Origin of the sequence: Streptomyces sp. NPDC021749, assembly GCF_040640655.1 — a bacterium.
GTDB lineage: Bacteria > Actinomycetota > Actinomycetes > Streptomycetales > Streptomycetaceae > Streptomyces.
Genome location: NZ_JBFACE010000029.1, coordinates 93,038 through 110,713, shown reverse-complemented (window position 1 = coordinate 110,713; position 17,676 = coordinate 93,038). Strand labels below are relative to the sequence as shown.

At 72.9% G+C, this 17,676-nt stretch carries 15 protein-coding genes; 9 read left to right on the top strand and 6 right to left on the bottom strand.

Annotated features, from left to right (window positions below; all coding sequences use genetic code 11):
- The first annotated feature begins 89 nt into the window (after nt 1–89).
- The 4 genes from AB0G35_RS25950 to AB0G35_RS25935 all read left to right on the top strand — a co-directional run bounded on the left by AB0G35_RS25950 (nt 90) and on the right by AB0G35_RS25935 (nt 7,507).
- Nucleotides 90–953, top strand: coding sequence for a carbohydrate ABC transporter permease (locus AB0G35_RS25950; protein WP_360954088.1), 864 nt, complete (start codon nt 90–92; stop codon nt 951–953).
- A 47-nt stretch (nt 954–1,000) separates the two neighbouring features.
- Nucleotides 1,001–2,308, top strand: coding sequence for a glycosyl hydrolase (locus AB0G35_RS25945; protein WP_360954085.1), 1,308 nt, complete (start codon nt 1,001–1,003; stop codon nt 2,306–2,308).
- A complete protein-coding gene (locus AB0G35_RS25940) occupies nt 2,305–4,389 on the top strand; it encodes an endo-beta-N-acetylglucosaminidase (protein ID WP_360954082.1) in 2,085 nt (694 codons plus the stop codon). The genes AB0G35_RS25945 and AB0G35_RS25940 overlap by 4 nt, the downstream gene beginning before the upstream one ends.
- A gap of 73 nt (nt 4,390–4,462) precedes the next feature.
- Entirely contained in the window at nt 4,463–7,507 is a 3,045-nt protein-coding gene (locus AB0G35_RS25935; protein WP_360954079.1) for a glycoside hydrolase family 38 C-terminal domain-containing protein, read from the top strand.
- 24 nt (nt 7,508–7,531) lie between these two features.
- Here the strand turns inward: AB0G35_RS25935 and AB0G35_RS25930 are convergent, their stop codons facing one another.
- Complete coding sequence (locus AB0G35_RS25930; RefSeq protein ID WP_360954076.1) at nt 7,532–7,804, bottom strand: hypothetical protein; 273 nt, start codon at nt 7,802–7,804, stop codon at nt 7,532–7,534.
- Nucleotides 7,805–8,033: 229 nt separating this feature from the next.
- Here AB0G35_RS25930 and AB0G35_RS25925 point away from each other — a divergent pair, with 229 nt between their 5' ends.
- The 3 genes from AB0G35_RS25925 to AB0G35_RS25915 all read left to right on the top strand — a co-directional run bounded on the left by AB0G35_RS25925 (nt 8,034) and on the right by AB0G35_RS25915 (nt 9,976).
- Nucleotides 8,034–9,059, top strand: a complete 1,026-nt coding sequence (locus AB0G35_RS25925) for an alpha/beta hydrolase-fold protein (protein WP_360954073.1) — start codon at nt 8,034–8,036, stop codon at nt 9,057–9,059.
- A 79-nt stretch (nt 9,060–9,138) separates the two neighbouring features.
- Complete coding sequence (locus tag AB0G35_RS25920) at nt 9,139–9,339, top strand: antitoxin (protein WP_360954070.1); 201 nt, start codon at nt 9,139–9,141, stop codon at nt 9,337–9,339.
- 58 nt (nt 9,340–9,397) lie between these two features.
- Nucleotides 9,398–9,976 carry a GNAT family protein gene (locus AB0G35_RS25915; RefSeq protein WP_360954067.1) on the top strand — a complete coding sequence of 193 codons (579 nt, stop codon included), beginning with the start codon at nt 9,398–9,400 and terminating at the stop codon, nt 9,974–9,976.
- A gap of 79 nt (nt 9,977–10,055) precedes the next feature.
- Here AB0G35_RS25915 and AB0G35_RS25910 read toward each other — a convergent pair whose 3' ends face one another.
- The 3 genes from AB0G35_RS25910 to AB0G35_RS25900 all read right to left on the bottom strand — a co-directional run bounded on the left by AB0G35_RS25910 (nt 10,056) and on the right by AB0G35_RS25900 (nt 13,241).
- The gene (locus AB0G35_RS25910) at nt 10,056–10,259 is read right to left on the bottom strand and encodes a cold-shock protein (protein ID WP_030416471.1); all 204 of its coding nucleotides are present in this window, start codon (nt 10,257–10,259) and stop codon (nt 10,056–10,058) included.
- Between the two features lie 375 nt (nt 10,260–10,634).
- Nucleotides 10,635–11,966 carry a serine hydrolase gene (locus tag AB0G35_RS25905; RefSeq protein WP_360954063.1) on the bottom strand — a complete coding sequence of 444 codons (1,332 nt, stop codon included), beginning with the start codon at nt 11,964–11,966 and terminating at the stop codon, nt 10,635–10,637.
- Nucleotides 11,967–12,086: 120 nt separating this feature from the next.
- The gene (locus AB0G35_RS25900) at nt 12,087–13,241 is read right to left on the bottom strand and encodes an MFS transporter (RefSeq protein WP_360954117.1); all 1,155 of its coding nucleotides are present in this window, start codon (nt 13,239–13,241) and stop codon (nt 12,087–12,089) included.
- Between the two features lie 242 nt (nt 13,242–13,483).
- On the opposite strand from AB0G35_RS25900, the gene AB0G35_RS25895 reads away from it, so the two are divergent.
- The gene (locus AB0G35_RS25895) at nt 13,484–13,885 is read left to right on the top strand and encodes a hypothetical protein (RefSeq protein ID WP_360954060.1); all 402 of its coding nucleotides are present in this window, start codon (nt 13,484–13,486) and stop codon (nt 13,883–13,885) included.
- A 15-nt stretch (nt 13,886–13,900) separates the two neighbouring features.
- Here the strand turns inward: AB0G35_RS25895 and murJ are convergent, their stop codons facing one another.
- Nucleotides 13,901–15,592: a murein biosynthesis integral membrane protein MurJ gene (gene murJ / locus AB0G35_RS25890; RefSeq protein ID WP_360954057.1), complete on the bottom strand. Its 1,692-nt coding sequence runs from the start codon at nt 15,590–15,592 to the stop codon at nt 13,901–13,903.
- A gap of 9 nt (nt 15,593–15,601) precedes the next feature.
- Nucleotides 15,602–16,495, bottom strand: coding sequence for a non-homologous end-joining DNA ligase (gene ligD / locus AB0G35_RS25885; protein ID WP_360954054.1), 894 nt, complete (start codon nt 16,493–16,495; stop codon nt 15,602–15,604).
- A gap of 30 nt (nt 16,496–16,525) precedes the next feature.
- Between ligD and AB0G35_RS25880 the strand changes: the two genes are divergently transcribed.
- A complete protein-coding gene (locus tag AB0G35_RS25880; RefSeq protein WP_360954051.1) occupies nt 16,526–17,623 on the top strand; it encodes a Ku protein in 1,098 nt (365 codons plus the stop codon).
- Nucleotides 17,624–17,676 lie beyond the last annotated feature (53 nt).

The following is a 17,676-nucleotide window of genomic DNA, read 5'->3' as shown; positions in this document are numbered from 1 at the left end:
TCGAACGGCTCGCACTACTGGCCATGCACCCACCGGGACCGAGAGGTCACAACCCTACCGAAGAGGGCTGCAGAAGGGATGGTCCTCTAATGAGCGCGACCGCACCGCGGCACGAGCGCGCCGGGCGACGGCCGCCGCGGTGGCAACTGGCCGTCCGTTACGCACTGTTGCTCGCCGTACTGGCGCTGACCGTCGGACCGTTCCTGTGGCAGCTGTCGACGTCCCTCAAGGGCCCCGGCGAGGACCTCTACCGCTATCCGCCGAGCCTGGTCCCGCACGAGGTGACGCTGGCGAACTACGCGGGCGTCGCCCGGATCATCCCGGTCTGGGACTTCGCCCTGAACTCCTTGAAGGTCGCCACGGCCAATGTGCTCACCAACTGCGCGGGCGCGGCGCTCGCCGGCTACGCGCTCGCCCGGCTGCGCTTCCGGGGCCGCCGGGCCGCGCTGGTGGTCTTCCTCATGGCGATGCTGGTGCCGGTCGAGAGCATCATGATCGCCCAGTTCGTGACAATGCGGGCGCTGCAGCTCAACAACACCCTGCTCGGGGTGGTGCTGCCCGGCTGCATCGGCGCGATGAACGTGCTGCTGATGCGCAACGCCTTCGCGGCGCTGCCGTACGAGGTGGAGGAGGCCGCGTTCGTCGACGGCGCCAACGCCTGGCAGCGGTTCGTGCGGATCGCGCTGCCCTCGGTGAAGGGCACCCTCGCGGTGGTGGCGATCTTCGCGTTCATGGGGGCCTGGGACGACTTCCTGTGGCCGCTGATCGTGCTGAGCGACCAGTCGAAGTTCACCCTGACCATCGGCCTGAACTTCCTGCACGGCACCTTCGCCGACAACCAGCGGCTGGTCGCGGCCGGCACCGTCATCGCCGTCCTCCCGCTGATCGTGCTCTTCGCCTGTCTCCAGCGCTCCTTCTTCCGCGGTGTCGGCGAGGGCGCCGTCAAGGGCTGAACCCACGGCCCGCCGCCCTCCCGCCGCCTTCGACCCCCAGGAGTCCCATGCGATTCGGCGTCAACTACACGCCCACCCAGGGCTGGTTCCACCACTGGCTGGACTTCGATCTCGACGCGGTCCGGGCCGACCTCGACTCCGTCGCCGCGCTCGGCCTGGACCACATCCGGGTCTTCCCGCTCTGGCCGCTGTTCCAGCCCAACCGCACCCTGATCCGGCCGCGCGCCGTGGAACAGCTGGTGCAGCTCGCGGACGCGGCGGCCGACCGCGGGCTCGACGTCGCCGTCGACGGCCTGCAGGGGCATCTGTCGAGCTTCGACTTCCTGCCCGCCTGGACCCGGACCTGGCACCGCCGCAACCTCTTCACCGACCCCGACGTGCTGGCCGGCCAGGAGGAGTACCTGCGCACGCTCGCGGCGGCGCTCGCGGACCGCCCCCACTTCCTCGGGATGACGCTCGGCAACGAGATCAACCAGTTCTCCGACGGCCCGCACCCCGACCCGGACCACATCACCGGCGCGGAGGCCGCGGCCTGGCTGGAGCGGATGCTGGCGGCCTGCGAGCGCGGCGCGCCGGGCCGGATGCATCTGCACGCCGCGTACGACGCCGCCTGGTACCGCGACGGTCATCCGTTCACCCCGGCGCACGCGGCCCGGCTGGGTGCCGTGACGGCCGTGCACTCCTGGGTGTTCAACGGCACCGCGCAGCGCCACGGGCCGGCGGGCACCGCCACCGAGCAGCACGCCGCCTATCTCGTCGAGCTGTCCAAGGCATGGGCGACGGACCCGCACCGCCCGGTCTGGCTCCAGGAGGTCGGGGCACCCGCGCCGCACATCCCCGCGGACCGGGCGGCGCACTTCACCGAGGCGACCGTCGCGGCCGTCCTGGACTGCCCGGACCTGTGGGGCGTCACCTGGTGGTGTTCGCACGACGTGTCCCGGTCGCTGGCGGACTTCCCGGAGCTGGAGTACGGGCTCGGGCTGCTCCGCACCGACCGCACGGTCAAGCCGGCCGGGCGGGCGCTCGCGGCGCTGGCCGCCGAGTGGCGCGGCCGGCAGCACCGGCCGCCGGTGCGGAGCTGCGCGCTGGTCGTGGACGTGGGCGGGGCCGGCACGGCGCCGCACCGGTCGGTGTGCGCGCCCGGCGGCCCGGTGTTCGAGGCCTGGGCCGAACTGGCCGCCCAGGGCGCCCGCCCGGCCCTCGTACTGTCCGAACTCGCCGAAGACCAGGAGCATTTGACCGCACGTGGCATCACCGAGGTCCTTTCGCCCGACGAGGTGCGCGCATCCGGCGGCTCCGCCCGCGCCGCGCGTCGCCGGCCGCCGTCCGTCCCCCACCGGAGGAGCACCTCATGACCCACCGCCCGCCGCCCGTCACCCGCCGTCGTGTGCTGCTGGCCGGGGCGGGCGCCGCGGCCGCCCTGTGCGGCCCGCCCCTCACGGGTGGCGCGGCGGCCGCCGGCCGGCACCGCACCGCGGACCCGCTCCAGCCGTACGCGTCGTACTGGTTCCCCGACTCCCCTCCGGAAGGCACGCCCGACGACGGCGTGGTGTGGCGCAGCCTCGCGGCGTGGACGCCGCGGTCCGACCGGGACCTGCCGTTCAACACGGCGTCGGTGCCGCTCGCCGAGCGGTTCACCCCGGTGCCGGCGAACACCTCGGCCCGCGCCGGCCAGGCCCGGATCGGCGCCCTGGCGGCCTTCGACCACACCGCGGGCAATCCGTCGCAGGGCTCGGCGACCGCGGACCGCTACGCGCCGACGCACTGGGCGTACCTCGACGAGCTGGTCTTCTGGGGCGGCTCGTCCGGCGAGGGGCTGATCCTCGCGCCGAACGCCCCGGTCGTGGACGCCGCGCACCGCAACGGCGTGCCCGTCCTGGGCACCGTCTTCCTGCCGCCGGCCGCCTACGGCGGGCAGCTGCGCTGGACCCGCGACCTGGTGCGGAAGGACGCCGCGGGCCGCTTCCCGCTCGCCGCGAAGCTGGCGCGGGTGGCCGTGGCGTACGGCTTCGACGGCTGGTTCGTCAACGCCGAGACCGGCGGCGGGGACCCCGCGCTCGCCGCGGACATGCAGGGCTTCCTGCGGGCGCTGCGCGCGGCGGGCGCCCGGCACGGGCTGCGCCTCACGTGGTACGACGCGATGAACCGGACCGGGCGGGTGGGCTGGCAGGGGGCGCTCAACGACCTCAACCGGCCGTTCTTCCAGGACGCCGCCGGGCCGGTCGCCGACTCGATGTTCCTCGACTTCCGCTGGAGCGCCCGGTCGCTCGCGGACTCCGGCCGGCTCGCCGGTCAACTGGGCCGCAGCCGCTACGAGTTGTGGGCCGGCGTCGATGCCGAGTCGGCGGGCTGGGACACCCGCACGGACTGGGACGCGATCGTCCCGGCCGGGCGCGACCACGTCGTCTCGTACGCCTTCTACCGTCCGGAGTGGACGCTGACGCATCTGCCCGAGGGGCGTACGCCGGGTGATTTCCATGCCGCGGACGACCGGTTCTGGTCGGGCGAGGCGCTGGATCCGACCGTGCCGGGCGGTACGGGGGACGGCTGGCGGGCGCCGGCCGCCGTGGTCGCGGACCGGTCGGTGCTGACCGCGCTGCCGTTCGCCACCACCTTCAACACCGGGCACGGACTGCGCTGGTACGAGGGCGGGCGCGCGCTCTCGGACGCGCCCTGGAACCACCTCGGGCTGCAGGACGTGCTGCCGCCGCGCCGCTGGGCGGTACGCACCGCGGGCGCCCGCCCGGAGGTCTCGCTGGACTTCGCCGCGGCCTGGCGCGGCGGCAGCAGTCTGCTGGTGCGCGGTGCGCTCGACGCTCAGACGACCCTGGAGCTGTTCCCGGCGCGGCTGCCGGCCGGTGCGGACGCGGTGGTCGGCCTCACCCATCGCCTCGATCCGTCGTCGGGGCCGGTGACCGTCGAGATGGCGGTGGCGCTGCAAGAGGCTCCGGCGCCGGGCGAGCCCGCACCGTACGCCTATCTGCCGGCCGGCACGCTGGAGCCGGGCGGCGGCTGGCGCACCGACACCGTGCGGCTCGGCCCGCTGGTGCCGGGGACGGTCCGTGCGCTGGGGGTACGGCTGACCGGCCGCGGCGGCGCACCGGTGGCCTGGCGGCTGGGGGCGCTGGCGGTCCGTGACCGTGCCGGGTCGCCGGCCGCGCCCACCGGGCTGCGGGTCACCGACCGTGCCACCACGGACGGGGCGCTCGCGCTGCGGCTGCGCTGGGAGCGGGCCGCCGGGCCGGTGCGCCACTACGCGCTGTACCGCCACCTTCCGCACGGATCGCGGGAGTTCCTGGGCGGGACCTGCGGCACGGCGTACTACGTCCGGGGGCTGCGGCGGGCCGCGGACGAGGCGGCCGCCCGGCTGGAGGTGCGCGCGGTGCACGAGCTGTTCACGGTCTCGGCGCCCGCCCGCACCGACGTCCCCTGGTGACCCTCAGCCCTTCCCGCTCTCCTTCCCGCCTCTCCTTCCCACCTCTCCTTCTCGACGCTACGGAGCCCCTCCCATGCATGACGATCGCGCACTGGTCGAAGCCCGGCTCAAGCGGGTTCTGGACGAGCGCATCCGGCCGGCGCTCTATCCGGAGTCGGTTCCCTTGGAGGTCGCGGCCTGGGTCGCACCCGGTGAACCCGTGCCCGTGGCCGAGGGCCTGGCCGCCGAGTACACGCCGGTGGCGGTGGGGGACGCCTGGGGCGCGCCGTGGGGCACGACCTGGTTCCGGGTCCGCGGGCAGGTGCCGCAGGAGTGGGCCGGGCGGACCGTGGAGGCGGTGCTGGACCTGGGCTTCGACGAGCGGATGCCGGGGTTCCAGTGCGAGGCGCTGGTCCACCGGCCCGACGGCAGCCCGGTCAAGGCGCTCAACCCGCGGAACCAGTGGGTGCGGGTGGGCGCGCCGGTGCGCGGCGGCGAGCGCGTCGCATGGCATCTGGAGGCCGCGTCCAACCCGGTGATCCTGGACGTGCACCCGTTCCTGCCCACACCGCTGGGCGACCGGGAGACCGCGGGCAGCGCGCCGCAGTACCGGCTGGCGCGGATGGACCTGGCGGTGTTCGACAGCGAGGTCTGGGAGCTGATCCAGGATCTGGAGGTGCTGGGCGAGCTGATGGCGGAGCTCCCGGTGGACGGCCCGCGGCGCTGGGAGGTGCTGCGGGCGGTCGGCCGGGCGCTGGACGCGGTGGATCTGCAGGACGTCAACGCGACGGCGGCAGCGGCCCGTTCGGAGCTGCGGGAGGTGCTGGCGGCGCCCGCGGGGGCCTCAGCGCACCGGATCAGCGCGGTGGGGCACGCGCACATCGACTCGGCGTGGCTGTGGCCGCTGCGCGAGACGGTCCGGAAGGTGGCGCGGACCACGTCGAACATGACGGCGCTGCTGGAGGACGAGCCGGAGTTCGTCTACACCATGTCGCAGGCCCAGCAGTACGCGTGGCTCAAGGAGCACCGGCCGGAGGTCTACGCCCGGGTCAAGAAGGCGGTCGCGGAGGGCCGGTTCGTCCCGGCGGGCGGGATGTGGGTGGAGTCGGACACCAACATGCCGGGGTCGGAGGCGATGGCCCGGCAGTTCGTGCACGGCAAGCGGTTCTTCCTGGAGGAGTTCGGCGTCGAGAACCAGGAGGCGTGGCTGCCGGACACCTTCGGCTTCGCCGCCGGGCTGCCGCAGATCATCCGGGCGGCGGGCGCGAAGTGGCTGCTGACTCAGAAGATCTCCTGGAGCCGGGTGAATTCCTTCCCGCACCACACCTTCCGCTGGGAGGGCATCGACGGCACCCGGATCTTCACCCATTTCCCGCCGGTGGACACCTACAACTGCCAGCTGTCCGGCGGTGAACTCGCCCATGCGGCCCGGAACTTCAAGGACAAGGGGGCGGCCCGGCACTCGCTGGCGCCGACCGGCTGGGGCGACGGGGGCGGCGGCACCACCCGCGAGATGATCGCCAAGTCCCGGCGGCTGCGCGACCTGGACGGGTCGCCGACGGTGGTGTGGGAGAAGCCCGCTGACTTCTTCGCGCGGGCGGAGGCGGAGTACCCGCAGGCGCCGGTGTGGGTGGGCGAGCTGTATCTGGAGCTGCACCGCGGGACCCTGACCAGCCAGGCGAAGACCAAGCGCGGCAACCGGCGCAGCGAAGCGCTGCTGCGGGAGGCGGAGCTGTGGTCGGCGACCGCCACCGTGACCCGCGGACGCCCGTATCCGTACGAGGAGTTGGACCGCCTCTGGAAGACGGTGCTGCTCCACCAGTTCCACGACATCCTGCCCGGTTCGTCCATCGCCTGGGTGCACCGTGAGGCGGCGCAGACGTACGCGGCGGTCGCCGCCGAGCTGGAGGGGCTGATCGGCGGCGCGCTGGCGGCGCTGGCCGGCGGCGGGGACACCGAGCTGGTGGTGAACTCCGCGCCGCACGCCCGGGGCGGGGTGGCGGCCGGCGCGCTGGCGCCGCCGTCGGCCGAGGGCCCGGAGGTGTCCGTCACGCCCCGCGACGACGGCGGTTTCACGCTCACCAACGGTCTGCTGCGGATCGGGATCGACGGCCGCGGTCTGGTGGTCTCCGCGTACGACCTGACGGCCGGCCGCGAGACGGTGGCCCCCGGGGCGGCGGCGAACCTGCTGCAGGTCCACCCCGACTTCCCGAACATGTGGGACGCCTGGGACGTGGACGCGTTCTACCGCAATGTGGTCACCGATCTGACGGACGCGGACGAGGTGGTCCTCGGTGCGGCGGGCCCGGACGCCGCGACGGTACGGGTGTCCCGGACGTTCGGGGACTCGCGGGTGGAGCAGTCGCTGACGCTGGCGCGCGGACAGCGCCGGCTGGACGTCGCCACCGAGGTCGACTGGCACGAGACGGAGAAGTTCCTCAAGGCGGCGTTCCCGCTGGACGTGCACGCCGAGCGGTACGCCGCGGAGACCCAGTTCGGGCATCTGTACCGGCCCACGCACACCAACACCAGCTGGGAGGCGGCCAAGTTCGAGGCGTGTGCGCACCGGTTCGTGCACGTCGAGGAGCCGGGCTGGGGCGTCGCGCTGGTCAATGACGCGATCTACGGTCATGACGTGACCCGTACCGTCCGGGAGGACGGCGACCGCGGCACCACCACGACCGTGCGGCTGTCGCTGCTGCGCGCCCCGCGCTTCCCGGACCCCGAGACCGACCAGGGCCGCCATCGTTTCCGCTACGCCCTGGTGCCCGGCGCGGACCTCGCCGACGCGGTGCGCGAGGGCCACCGGATCAATCTGCCGGAGCGCCGGATCACCGGCGCGGGTCCGGTGCCGCCGCTGGTGACGGTCGACGACGACGCGACGGTGGTGACCGCGGTGAAGCTCGCCGACGACGGGAGCGGCGATGTGGTCGTCCGGCTCCACGAGGCCCGCGGCGGGCGCGCCGTCACCGTCCTCACCGCCGGGTTCGAGCTGGCCGGCGCGGTCGCCACGGATCTGCTGGAGCGCCCGTGGGAGGACGGTCCGGCGCTTGACCGGCGGGGGAACTCCGTGCGGATGCGGCTGCGTTCCTTCCAGATCGTGACGCTGCGACTGCGCCGGGCGGGTGGCGGCCGGTAGCCGGTCGTGACGGCGGGGGACGGATCAGGGCGTGTCTCCCCGATCGGGCCGGAGCAGGGAGCGGGCACGGCCGGCCCGGGACCCGCGCCCGGGGGTGCGGCCGTGGTCCGCCGCCGGTGCGTGCGCGGCGCCGTGGCCCCGGTCCCCGGCCGGGTCCAGGCCCAACATGTCCATCAGCAACGACAGGTCCGCCGCGTCCCGCGCCCGGCCGGCCAGCGCCTTGCGGGCGAGCCGGCGTTCCTCGTCGCCCGGTGTGGCGCGGGCGGGGTCCTCGGCATTGCGGTGTTCTTCGCTCACCGCTGCATTCTCGGCCGGACCGCGGCGCCGTGCCCGTCGAGCGCTTCCCGCGGCGCCGCTACGGAACCGGCCGGGGCACGTAGGGCCGTTCGGGTGAACCGGTCCGCGCCGCGGCCCCGCGCCGGATCGTCCGGCCGGCCCGTTACGAGGGAACCCCCGCCGCCCCTTTTCCCTCTGTATGGGCACGTGCAAGGGCACGTGCCGTTGATCGACCGCCCCGGAGTCCCCGTTGAAACACCCCCACGCCGTCGCGCTCGCGGCCGCCCTCGTCGCTTCCTGTGCACTGCTCACCGGCTGCTCGGAGACCGGGCAGCCGGTCGACTTCAACGCCGGCGCCAAACCGGACGGGGCCGCGCCCGTCAAGCCCGTGGACACGGACACCCGTATGCCGACGGGCCCGAAGAGCGACTTCCGGGTCACCCGGACGCTGGACGACGGCACGCACATCGCCCGGACCACGTTGAAGGGCCGCAAGTCGGGCGTCACCGGCAGCGTCTGGGTCTGGGCTCCGAAGGAGTACCGGGACCCGAAGTACGCCAAGAGCGGATTCCCGGTGCTGATCGCCCTCCCGGGCGGTCTGGGCAGCCCGCAGGACGCCGACGGGGTCACCAACTACTGGGTCGGCGGCGACATCAAGCTCCAGGAGAACCTCACCCGGTGGACCGCGGAGGGCAAGAGCCTGCCGTTCATCGTGGTGATGCCGATGCTCAACCCGGACACCCGCTACCACGACGCCAGCGACATACCCGGCCAGCAGAAGATGGGCACCTGGCTGACCGAGGACGTGGTGGACCTGGCGAAGGCCAACTTCCGCACCTTCCGGTCCCGCGACGGCTGGGCGTTCATGGGCTCGTCCTCGGGCGGCTTCGCCGGGCTGAAGTCCGTCCTTGCGCACCCGGACAAGTTCAAGGCGGCGATCGCCAGCGGACCGGACATCGTGCCGGACTCCCCGCTGTGGGCCGGGCACCAGGCGGAGAAGGACGCCAACAACCCGGAAAAGCTTGCCCGACGGCTGCTCCAGAAGGGCGGCCCGGACGTCTACGTCGCCTTTCAGGTGGGCACCCGGGAGTCCCCAGCCGTCACCCTGCCCGTCCAGAAGTTCCGCAACACCTACGGCAAGGGCCCGATCCACACCGCGCTGCAGCTCATACCCGACGGCCGGCACAACGCCTGGGACTACCAGAAGGGCATGGCCGACGGTTCCCTGAAGTTCATCAGCGACCAGCTGAAGGCCCCGGTGCCGAGCCGTTCGTGACTCCGGGCGCGCGGATGCAGATCACCTGAACGGGGGTGATGCTGGAGTGGCGGGGGCCGTTCCGCGAGGAGGTCACACCATGTCCGTGATGGACAAGCTCAAGCAGATGCTGAAGGGCCACGGTGAGCAGGCCGGCAAGGGCGTCGACAAGGGCGGCGACCTGCTCGACGAGAAGACCCAGGGCACGTACTCCGGGCAGGTCGACACGGGGCAGGACAAGCTCAAGGGGCAGCTCGGCAACGACCAGGGGCGGGGCCGGGAGCGGCCGCCGGGGACCTGACCGAACGGGTTTTCCCGAGGCCGGTGCCGGGCCGCCGCCCCGCCCGTACGCTGTGCGGATGATCTCCGCGTCGTCCGCCCCGCTGACCTCCGACGTCCTGATGCGCCCCGCCACGGCGGAGGACGCCGCCGGCCTCGCCCGGTCCTACCGGCGCAGCCGGGACCACCTCCGCCGCTGGGAGCCGGTGCGGGGCGACGCGTTCTTCACCGCCGAGGGCCAGGCGGCCCGGCTGCACGGCCTGCTCGCGGAACGCAGCGCCGGGCACACCATGCCGTGGGTGCTGGAGCGGCGGCCGGACGACGGTGCCGGGGAGCCCGACATCGTCGGTGCGATCACGCTGACCGGGATCGTGCTGGGCCCGTTCCGCAGTGCCAACGTGGGCTACTGGATCGACGCCGGGCAGCTGCGCCGCGGCCTGGCCTCCGCCGCGGTGACCGCGGTCTGTGCCGCGGCCGACGCGGAGCTGGGCCTGCACCGCCTCCAGGCGGGCACCCTCGTCGACAACCTCGCGTCCCAGCGCACCCTGCTGAAGTGCGGTTTCACCGCGTTCGGCACCGCCGAGAACTATCTGCACATCAACGGCGCCTGGCGCGACCACCGGCTGTTCCAGAAGATCCTCAACGACCGCCACCCGTAAGGCCGCGGACGCGTGCGGACACGGAGCGGCGCCCGCCCCGCACGGGGAACGGGCGCCTTTTCCGCGTGGTGCAAACGGGTCAGGCCAGCCGGATCTTCTCGGCCTGCGGGCCCTTGTGGCCCTGGGTGACCTCGAACGTCACCTTCTGGCCCTCCTGGAGCTCGCGGTAGCCGGTGGCGTCGATGTTGGAGTAGTGCGCGAAGACGTCGGCGCCGCCGCCGTCCTGGGCGATGAAGCCGAAGCCTTTCTCAGAGTTGAACCACTTCACGGTGCCGGAAGCCATATCTGTCTCCTTCGTTCAAGGGGCTCGGATCGGGTTCCGCGACCGCGGAACCCGGAGGTGATCGCCTTGGGTCCGGAGACGCACCGCACACGCACACGCACAGCAAGAACGCCCGTGAATGCGACACGGGCGCCCGGTACTTCGGAACCACGACAGCTGTTCAGGACGCTACACCGAGCAACGCCCGGCGGGCGGCAGGTCCGTGACGGACGCGTCGTCCTTCACCGGGCCAGGGCTATCCGATGTCCTCCGTATACCTGACCTATCGGATACCTGTGCGAGACCGATCTCCCGGCGGGCATCTACGGCAAACGTGTCATATGCGCGGCAAACGTGCCATATGCGCAGGGCGCGTTCGCCTCGTGACGTCCCGCGTCAGGAACTCTCCTGCTCCGGCACCCGGTCCGCCCCCGCTCCCGCCTCCGCCTTCGCCTTCGCCTTCGCCTCCGTTCCCGTCTCCGCCTCCGTCTCCGTGCCCGCTTCCCCCGTCACCGCCGTGCGCCGCGAACGCCGCCGCCACCACAGCCCCGTACCGAGGCCGGCGGCCGCGATCACCCCGACGGCCGCGGCCGACGACAGCAGCCACCGCTGGCGGCCCGCGTCGTCGGCGTCCGTCCGGGCGCCGGCCACCTGCAGGGGACGCAGCGGTGGCGGCCGGTGGGCGACGTGCTCGGCACCGGTGTCCTGCCACCCCTTGGCGACGCCCGGCAGCATGGCCACCGCGGCGGCTTGCGGCGCCACCTCGAACCCCCAGTCCAGCAGGGCCCGGGTCTCCTCGTAGACCGCGTTCGGAGCGCCGGACTGCGGGTTCATCGCGGTCACCAGCAGCGTCCGGCCGTCCCGGCGGGCGGCCGCGATCAGGGTGTTGCCGGCGTGCGTCGTGTAGCCGTTCTTCACCCCGATCAGTCCCTCGTACGGCCGTACGCCGTGCGAGCCGACCAGCAGCCGGTTGGTGTTCTGGATGCCGAACGCGTCCGGGCCGCCGTCCTGCGGGAGCTGGGCCCGTTTCGTCGCGGCGAACTCCGCGAAGTCGGGGTTGGTCAGCCCGGCCTGCCCGAAGAGCGACAGGTCGTAGGCGGAGGACACCTGCCCCGGGGTGTCGAAGCCGTCGGCGGACTCCACCCGGGTGTCCCGGGCGCCGAGACGGCGCGCGGTCTCCTGCATGTCGTCGATGGTCTTGTCCCAGCCGCCGTTCATCGCGGCCAGGGTGTGCACCGCGTCGCTGCCGGAACTGAGGAAGACGCCGTGCCACAGATCGGCGACGTGGTACGGCACCTCCTCCCTGAGCCCTGCCATCGAGCTGCCCGCTTCGATGCCGGCCAGGTCCTCCAGCGAGACGGTGTGGACCGCCCCCTGGGAGAACTTCGGCAGCACGGCCAGCGCGAAGAGCGTCTTGAGCGTGCTGGCGGGCGGCAGCGGCCGGTGGGCGTCCTTGGCGGCCAGCACCTTGCCGGTCTCCAGATCCGTCACCATCCACGACAGCGCGGAGACCTTCGGCGGCTCCGGTACGTCCCGCCCGGCCACGAACTGCACCCCGCGCCGGTCCAGCCGGTTCCCGGCGTCGGCCACGGGGCGGGCCCCGCCCCGCAGATCATCGATGCCGTGCGGGCCATCGGCCCGCGCCGGCCCGGGCACGGCCAGCAGTCCGGCGGCACAAACGGCCGCAACGGCCACGGCTCTGACAGGGGCCCATCTCGCGCTCGACATGAGGCCCACGCTAAGAACGACTGTGGCGGGGCGCCGTTTCTCCTACGCCATCCGGTAACGACCCCACGCACTCGGCCGCGGCATCGCGTTGCGCCCACGCACTCGGCCACGGCGGGACGGCTAGGTACGTGGGAAGCGCCGCAACGCGCACCGTTCCGGCAGGAGCGTGGCGAGGCCCAGGACCGCCAGGCCTGCGCCGAGCCACAAGGGGGCTCGCAGGCCACCCCCGGAGGCGATCGCCAGGCCACCGGCGGAGGAGCCGATGATGACGCCGAGGGTGATGAAGGAGGAGTGCACGGTGTTCACCAACGGGCCGCCGTTTCCGATGCGTTGGACCCGTACGGCCATGGCCGGGTTCATCGTGACCCCGACCAGCCCGATCCCCGTCATCAGCGCTACGGCCGGTACGGCGCGGTCCGCGAGGAGGGCGAGGCCGGCGAGGAACAGCGCGTTCAGTGCCAGCCCGGCGACCTGGACGCCGACGGTGTGACGGTCCGCCAGCCGCCCGACGACGGTGTTGCCGACGACGGTGGCGGCGCCGTAACCGACGAGCAGCAGCGGCACGGTGCCCGCGGAGAAGCCGGTGACCTCGGTGAGCAGCGGGTGGAAGTAGCTGAACGCGGCGAAGGTCGCGCCGATGATGAGCGTGCTGGTGGACAGCACCAGCCACAGCCGCGGCTGCCGGAAGGCCGCCAGTTCCTCCCGTACGCTGCCGCCGCCCTCGGCCCGGCCGAGACGCGGTACGCCGAGGAGGGTGGCGAGCGCGGCCAGTACGGCGAGGGCGGTGATCGCCCAGAACGCCGCCCGCCAGCCGAGGCGCTCCCCGACGGCCGTCGACAGCGGCAGGCCCAGCAGGGTGCCGAGCATCAGTCCGTTCATGGCCACCGCGATGGCCCGGCCGCGGGTCTCCGGTCGGGTCAGCTGGACGCAGAGCGAGACGGTCACGCCGAAGAACGCCTGCGAGGCGACCCCGGTGACGATCCGGGCCACCAGCATCACCCGGTAGTCCGGGGCGAGGGCGGCCAGCACGTTGCCGGTCAGGAATATCCCGAACAGCAGCATCAGCGCGGTCTTCTGGCGGAGTCTCATCACGGCGACGGTGAGGAAGGGGCCGCCGACCGCCATGGCCACCGCGAAGGCGGTGATGAGATAGCCGATCTGAGGAATGCTCACCCCCAGCCCGTCAGCCATCCGGGGCATCAGCCCGGCCACCACGAACTCGCTGGTCACCATGGCGAAAACCCCCACGGCCAGCACATATACAGGGCGCGGCATGGTCATCCGACCGTCCACCTCACCTTTCTGGACTGTACGTTCCAATACTTGCGTGGGCACGACTGTAACAGCATTTTGGATCACTCATTTCAAAACTTCCGCGGCCGGCGCCCCCGGCGATCCGGCCGGCTCCCGGTGGGCCCAACGGGTGAATCCCTGCGCGCGGCGGAACCGGGCGCTCCGCTCACCGCTTCCGGAGAGGTATCAGAGCTGTTGCGTTCCCGCGAGCCGTGGAGGTCCCGATGACACTCGACCGCCCCACTCCCCCGCCGTACGGCCCGGCACCGGCTTACACGCTCGCCCCGCCGCGCCCCGAGGACCGCCTGGACACCCTCGCGCTCCCGCTCGATCTGCGGCTGCCGCCGCCCCGCCCGGAGGACCGGGTGGCGTGCGCGCCCTGGCGGGGCAACGACCGGCCGTTGCCGCCGGGCCCGGCGGAGCAGCTGCAGGGCCCGGTGGCCCTGCCCGACAGCCGCCGACTGGACCTCCAGGCCGCGCTGACCGCCGCCGGCATCGCACCGCAGGCCGGGGACGCGGTCGCGGTGGCGGACATCGCGGGGCTGGGCGACGCCGCGGTACGGGCCGTCATCGGCTGGATCGAGGCGGCCGGGCGGGCGTCCTGGGGCCGGCCGCACGCGGTCTGAGCGGCCGGCCGCGGCTCACCGCAGGCCGGGCAGGGTGCGCAGTTCGGTGACCTTCAGGAGCCGGGCGAGCCCCAGGAAGAGCAGGGCCATGGTGAGGCCGCCGGCGGCCAGCGCCAGGACGGGTGCCCAGAACTGCGGGACGGCGACCCCGGAGCACGCCCGGGCCACGAGCCAGGCCGCCCCGCCGGCCACGGCCGCGGCCCCGGCCAGCTTGCCGTAGGTCCGGCACAGCCGGCGGCCGTCGAGGCGCCCGGAGAGGCGCCGGCGCAGCAGCAGCGCGGTGAGCAGCAGCCCGGCCCCGTACGCGACGGTGTAGGCGGCGGCCATGCCGGTGACCGCCCAGCGGGCCGGCAGCAGCAGGTGGCAGGCGGTGGCCAGGACGATGTTGAGGGCGGCGATGCCGGCGGCCGTCCAGAACGGCGTACGGGTGTCCTCGAAGGCGTAGAAGCCGCGCAGCAGCAGGTACTGGGCGGAGAACGGGATCAGGCCGAGGCCGAACGCCTGCAGCATGTGGCCGGCCGGCGCGGCCGAGGCGGCGTCCACCGAGCCGTGTGCGAAGAGGAGTTGGGCGGTCTGCGGGCCGAGCGCGACGAAGAAGAAGGCGGCCGGGACGATGAGCACGCCGCTGACGCGCAGGGCCCGGGAGAGGTCGTCGCGCAGGTCGTCCAGCCGGTGTTCGGCGACCGCCCGGCTCATCCGGGGCAGCAGGGCCGTCACCAGCGAGACGGTCACGATCGACTGCGGCAGCGTCCAGATGGTCTGGGCCAAGCTGTATGCGGTGTATCCGACGCCCCCGGTGGGGAGTTGCCGGTCGGCGGCGCCGGCGTAGTGCGTGACGACGGTCATCGCGGCCAGGTTGGCGAGCACGAACAGCAGCGTCCAGCGGGCCGCCGCGATGCTCTTGCCGAGGCCGCTGCCCCGCCAGTCGAAGCGGGGCCGGAAGCGGAAGCCGGCCGCGCGCACGAACGGGACCAGGGCCAGTGCCTGCAGGGCGATGCCGCCGGTGGTGGCGAGGCCGAGCAGATCGATCTGGCCGGGGGTGATGTCCTCGATCCGGTCGGGACCGGCCAGCAGCCCGAGGTAGAGGCCGAACATCGCGATCAGTACGACGTTGTTGAGCACCGGCGTCCACATCATCGCGCCGAACCTGCTGCGGGCGTTGAGGACCTGGCCGAGGATGAAGAACAGCCCGTAGAAGAAGATCTGCGGGAGCAGGAAGCGGGCGAAGACGACGGTGAGCGCGAAGGCGGCGTGGGTGGCGGGTGTGTCGGGGGTGTAGAGCGCGACGATCTGCGGGGCGGCCCACACCGCGAGCAGGGTGCCCACCGCGAGCACGCTCAGGACGAGGGTGACCAGCCGCTGTTCGTGGGCCCGGCCGCCGTCCGGGTGCTCGGCCCGGGCCCGGACCAGCTGCGGTACGAGCACGGAGTTGAGCGCGCCGCCGATCAGCAGGGTGTAGAGGCTCATCGGGACGACGTTGGCGGTGTTGTAGGTGGTGGCGAGCAGGCCGGTGCCGAGCGCGGCCGCCTGGAGCACGCTCCGGAACAGGCCGGTGGCGCGGGACACCATGGTTCCCGCCGCCATCAGGAGCGAGGAGCGGGCCAGTCCGCCCTTGGGTCCCCCCTCCCCCGTGGTCGCCTCGCCGGCGGATATCTCCCGGCCGGGGGCGCGCAGTTGCATGGTGTCGTCCGATGTCCCCTCGATCATGGGGACAATCTACGTCGCTCCCGGCAGCGGGCGGGCGCGGTCGGGGTCCAGGAGCGGGGCGAGCAGATCGCCGTGGACGGCGCAGCGGGGGGCGATGTCGCTGAAGAGGAAGGTGAGTTGGGCCGGGTCGGTGCAGTCGGCGACCTCGGCCCAGGTGACGGGGGTGGAGACGGTGGGGGTGGTGCGGGCGCGCAGGGTGTAGGCGACGGCGGTGGTCTTGGCGGCGGAGTTCTGCGAGAAGTCGATGAAGACCTTGCCCGGCCGCAGCGACCTGGTCATCTTGTGGGTGACGAGGTCGGGCAGGGCCCGGGCGGCCTCGACGGCGAGGTGCCGGGCGTAGGCGGTGACCCGTTCGGACGGGGCCGGCTCGATGGGCACGATGAGGTGCAGCCCCTTGGAGCCGCTGGTCTTGGCGTACGCGCCCAGGCCGTCGGCGGCCAGCCGGGCGTGCAGCCACCGGGCCGCCAGGCAGCACTCCACGATGGTGGCGGGCTCGCCGGGGTCCAGGTCGAACACCAGCCGGTCGGCGATGCCGGGCGCCCGGCACGTCCATTGCGGGGTGTGCAGTTCGACGACCAGGTTCGCGGCCCAGACCAGTGCGGCGAGGCCGTCGATCACGACCTGCCGGGTGGGTCCGGACGTCGAATGGGGGACCTCGCAGGTCTTCACCCAGGAGGGCGTGCCGGGCGGCACGTTCTTGGTGAAGAAGCGCTGGCCGTCGGGCCCGTCGGGATAGCGGAGGAAGGACAGCGGCCGGTCCGCCAGGTGCGCGAGCAGCGGGTCCGCGGTGGTGGTGCAGTAGTGCAGCACCTCACCCTTGGTGGTGCCGGTCTCCGGATAGAGGACCTTGTCCAGGTTGGTCAGCGAGAGGCGCCGCCCCTCCACCATGGTGATCGGCGACATACGATGAGAATCCCACACAAGGGATGAAATATGCGTTCTATCTGGAATGGGTCAATTTCCTTCGGACTGGTCACCATCCCCGTGAAGACGTACAGCGCCACGGACCGGACCTCGTCCGTCTCTTTCGTCCGCATTCACGAAAAGGACGGCGCGCAGATCCAGTACCGCAAGATCTGCGAACTCGACGGCGAGGAAGTCCCGAACGAAGAGGTCGGCAAGGGCTATCAGCCGCCGGGCGACGACATCATCGTGCCGATCAGCGACGACGAACTGTCGCGGCTGCCGATGCCGACGTCCAAGACGCTGACGATCCTGTCCTTCGTCGACCCCGCCGAGATCGACCCGCTCCAGCTGGACAAGGCGTATTACCTGGGCCCCAACGGGGCGGCCGCCACCAAGCCGTACGCCCTGCTGCGGGAGGCGCTGGAGCACCACCGGAAGGTCGCGATCGGCAAGGTGGCGATGCGCGGCCGGGAGTCGCTGGCGATGCTGCGGGCGTACGAGGGGGCGATCGTGATGCATGCGCTGCTGTGGCCCGACCAGATCCGGCCGGCCGCCGGTGTGGCCCCCGAGGACGTGCAGATCCGCGAGAACGAGCTGTCGCTGGCCGAGACCCTGATGGACTCCCTGGGCGAGCTGGATCCGGCAGAGCTCCACGACGAGTACCGGGAGGCCGTGGAGGAGCTGGTCACCGCCAAGCTGGAGGGCGAGGAACCGGTCGCCCCCGCGGCCCCGCGCCCGTCCGCCCGGGTCATCGATCTGACCGCGGCGCTGGAGAAGAGCGTGCGGGCGGCGCGGGAGGGGCGGACGGACGCCGCGGAGGGCGGGCGGGGGTCGGCCTCCGTGACCCCGCTCCGGGGGCGGAAGGCGGCGGGAAAGGCGACGGCCGAGAAGGCGCCGGCGAAGAAGGCCGCGGCCAAGAAGTCCACCACCGCGAAATCCACGGCCGCGAAGTCCGCACCGGAGAAGAGCACGGCGAAGAAGAGCGCGGTATCGAAGACCGGAGCGGCGAAAAGCGCGACGGCGAAGAGCGCGGCGGCCAAGAGCACGGCGAGCAAAACTGCGGCCAAGAAGAGCGCCGCACGGAAAAGCGCCGCCAAAAGGGGCACGGCCAAGAAGTCCGGCTAGGTCCTTTCCCCGGGGCGGGCCCCGGCCGCGCGCTTTCCTCCTCCCCCGGCCGT

Coding starts and splice junctions, on each gene's coding strand:
- AB0G35_RS25950 (WP_360954088.1), top strand. CDS start 90: ATGAGCGCGACCGCACCGCGGCACGAGCGCGCCGGGCGACGGCCGCCG.
- AB0G35_RS25945 (WP_360954085.1), top strand. CDS start 1,001: ATGCGATTCGGCGTCAACTACACGCCCACCCAGGGCTGGTTCCACCAC.
- AB0G35_RS25940 (WP_360954082.1), top strand. CDS start 2,305: ATGACCCACCGCCCGCCGCCCGTCACCCGCCGTCGTGTGCTGCTGGCC.
- AB0G35_RS25935 (WP_360954079.1), top strand. CDS start 4,463: ATGCATGACGATCGCGCACTGGTCGAAGCCCGGCTCAAGCGGGTTCTG.
- AB0G35_RS25920 (WP_360954070.1), top strand. CDS start 9,139: ATGTCCGTGATGGACAAGCTCAAGCAGATGCTGAAGGGCCACGGTGAG.
- AB0G35_RS25915 (WP_360954067.1), top strand. CDS start 9,398: ATGATCTCCGCGTCGTCCGCCCCGCTGACCTCCGACGTCCTGATGCGC.
- AB0G35_RS25910 (WP_030416471.1), bottom strand. CDS start 10,259: ATGGCTTCCGGCACCGTGAAGTGGTTCAACTCTGAGAAAGGCTTCGGC.
- AB0G35_RS25905 (WP_360954063.1), bottom strand. CDS start 11,966: ATGTCGAGCGCGAGATGGGCCCCTGTCAGAGCCGTGGCCGTTGCGGCC.
- AB0G35_RS25900 (WP_360954117.1), bottom strand. CDS start 13,241: ATGCCGCGCCCTGTATATGTGCTGGCCGTGGGGGTTTTCGCCATGGTG.
- AB0G35_RS25895 (WP_360954060.1), top strand. CDS start 13,484: ATGACACTCGACCGCCCCACTCCCCCGCCGTACGGCCCGGCACCGGCT.
- murJ (WP_360954057.1), bottom strand. CDS start 15,592: ATGATCGAGGGGACATCGGACGACACCATGCAACTGCGCGCCCCCGGC.
- ligD (WP_360954054.1), bottom strand. CDS start 16,495: ATGTCGCCGATCACCATGGTGGAGGGGCGGCGCCTCTCGCTGACCAAC.
- AB0G35_RS25880 (WP_360954051.1), top strand. CDS start 16,526: ATGCGTTCTATCTGGAATGGGTCAATTTCCTTCGGACTGGTCACCATC.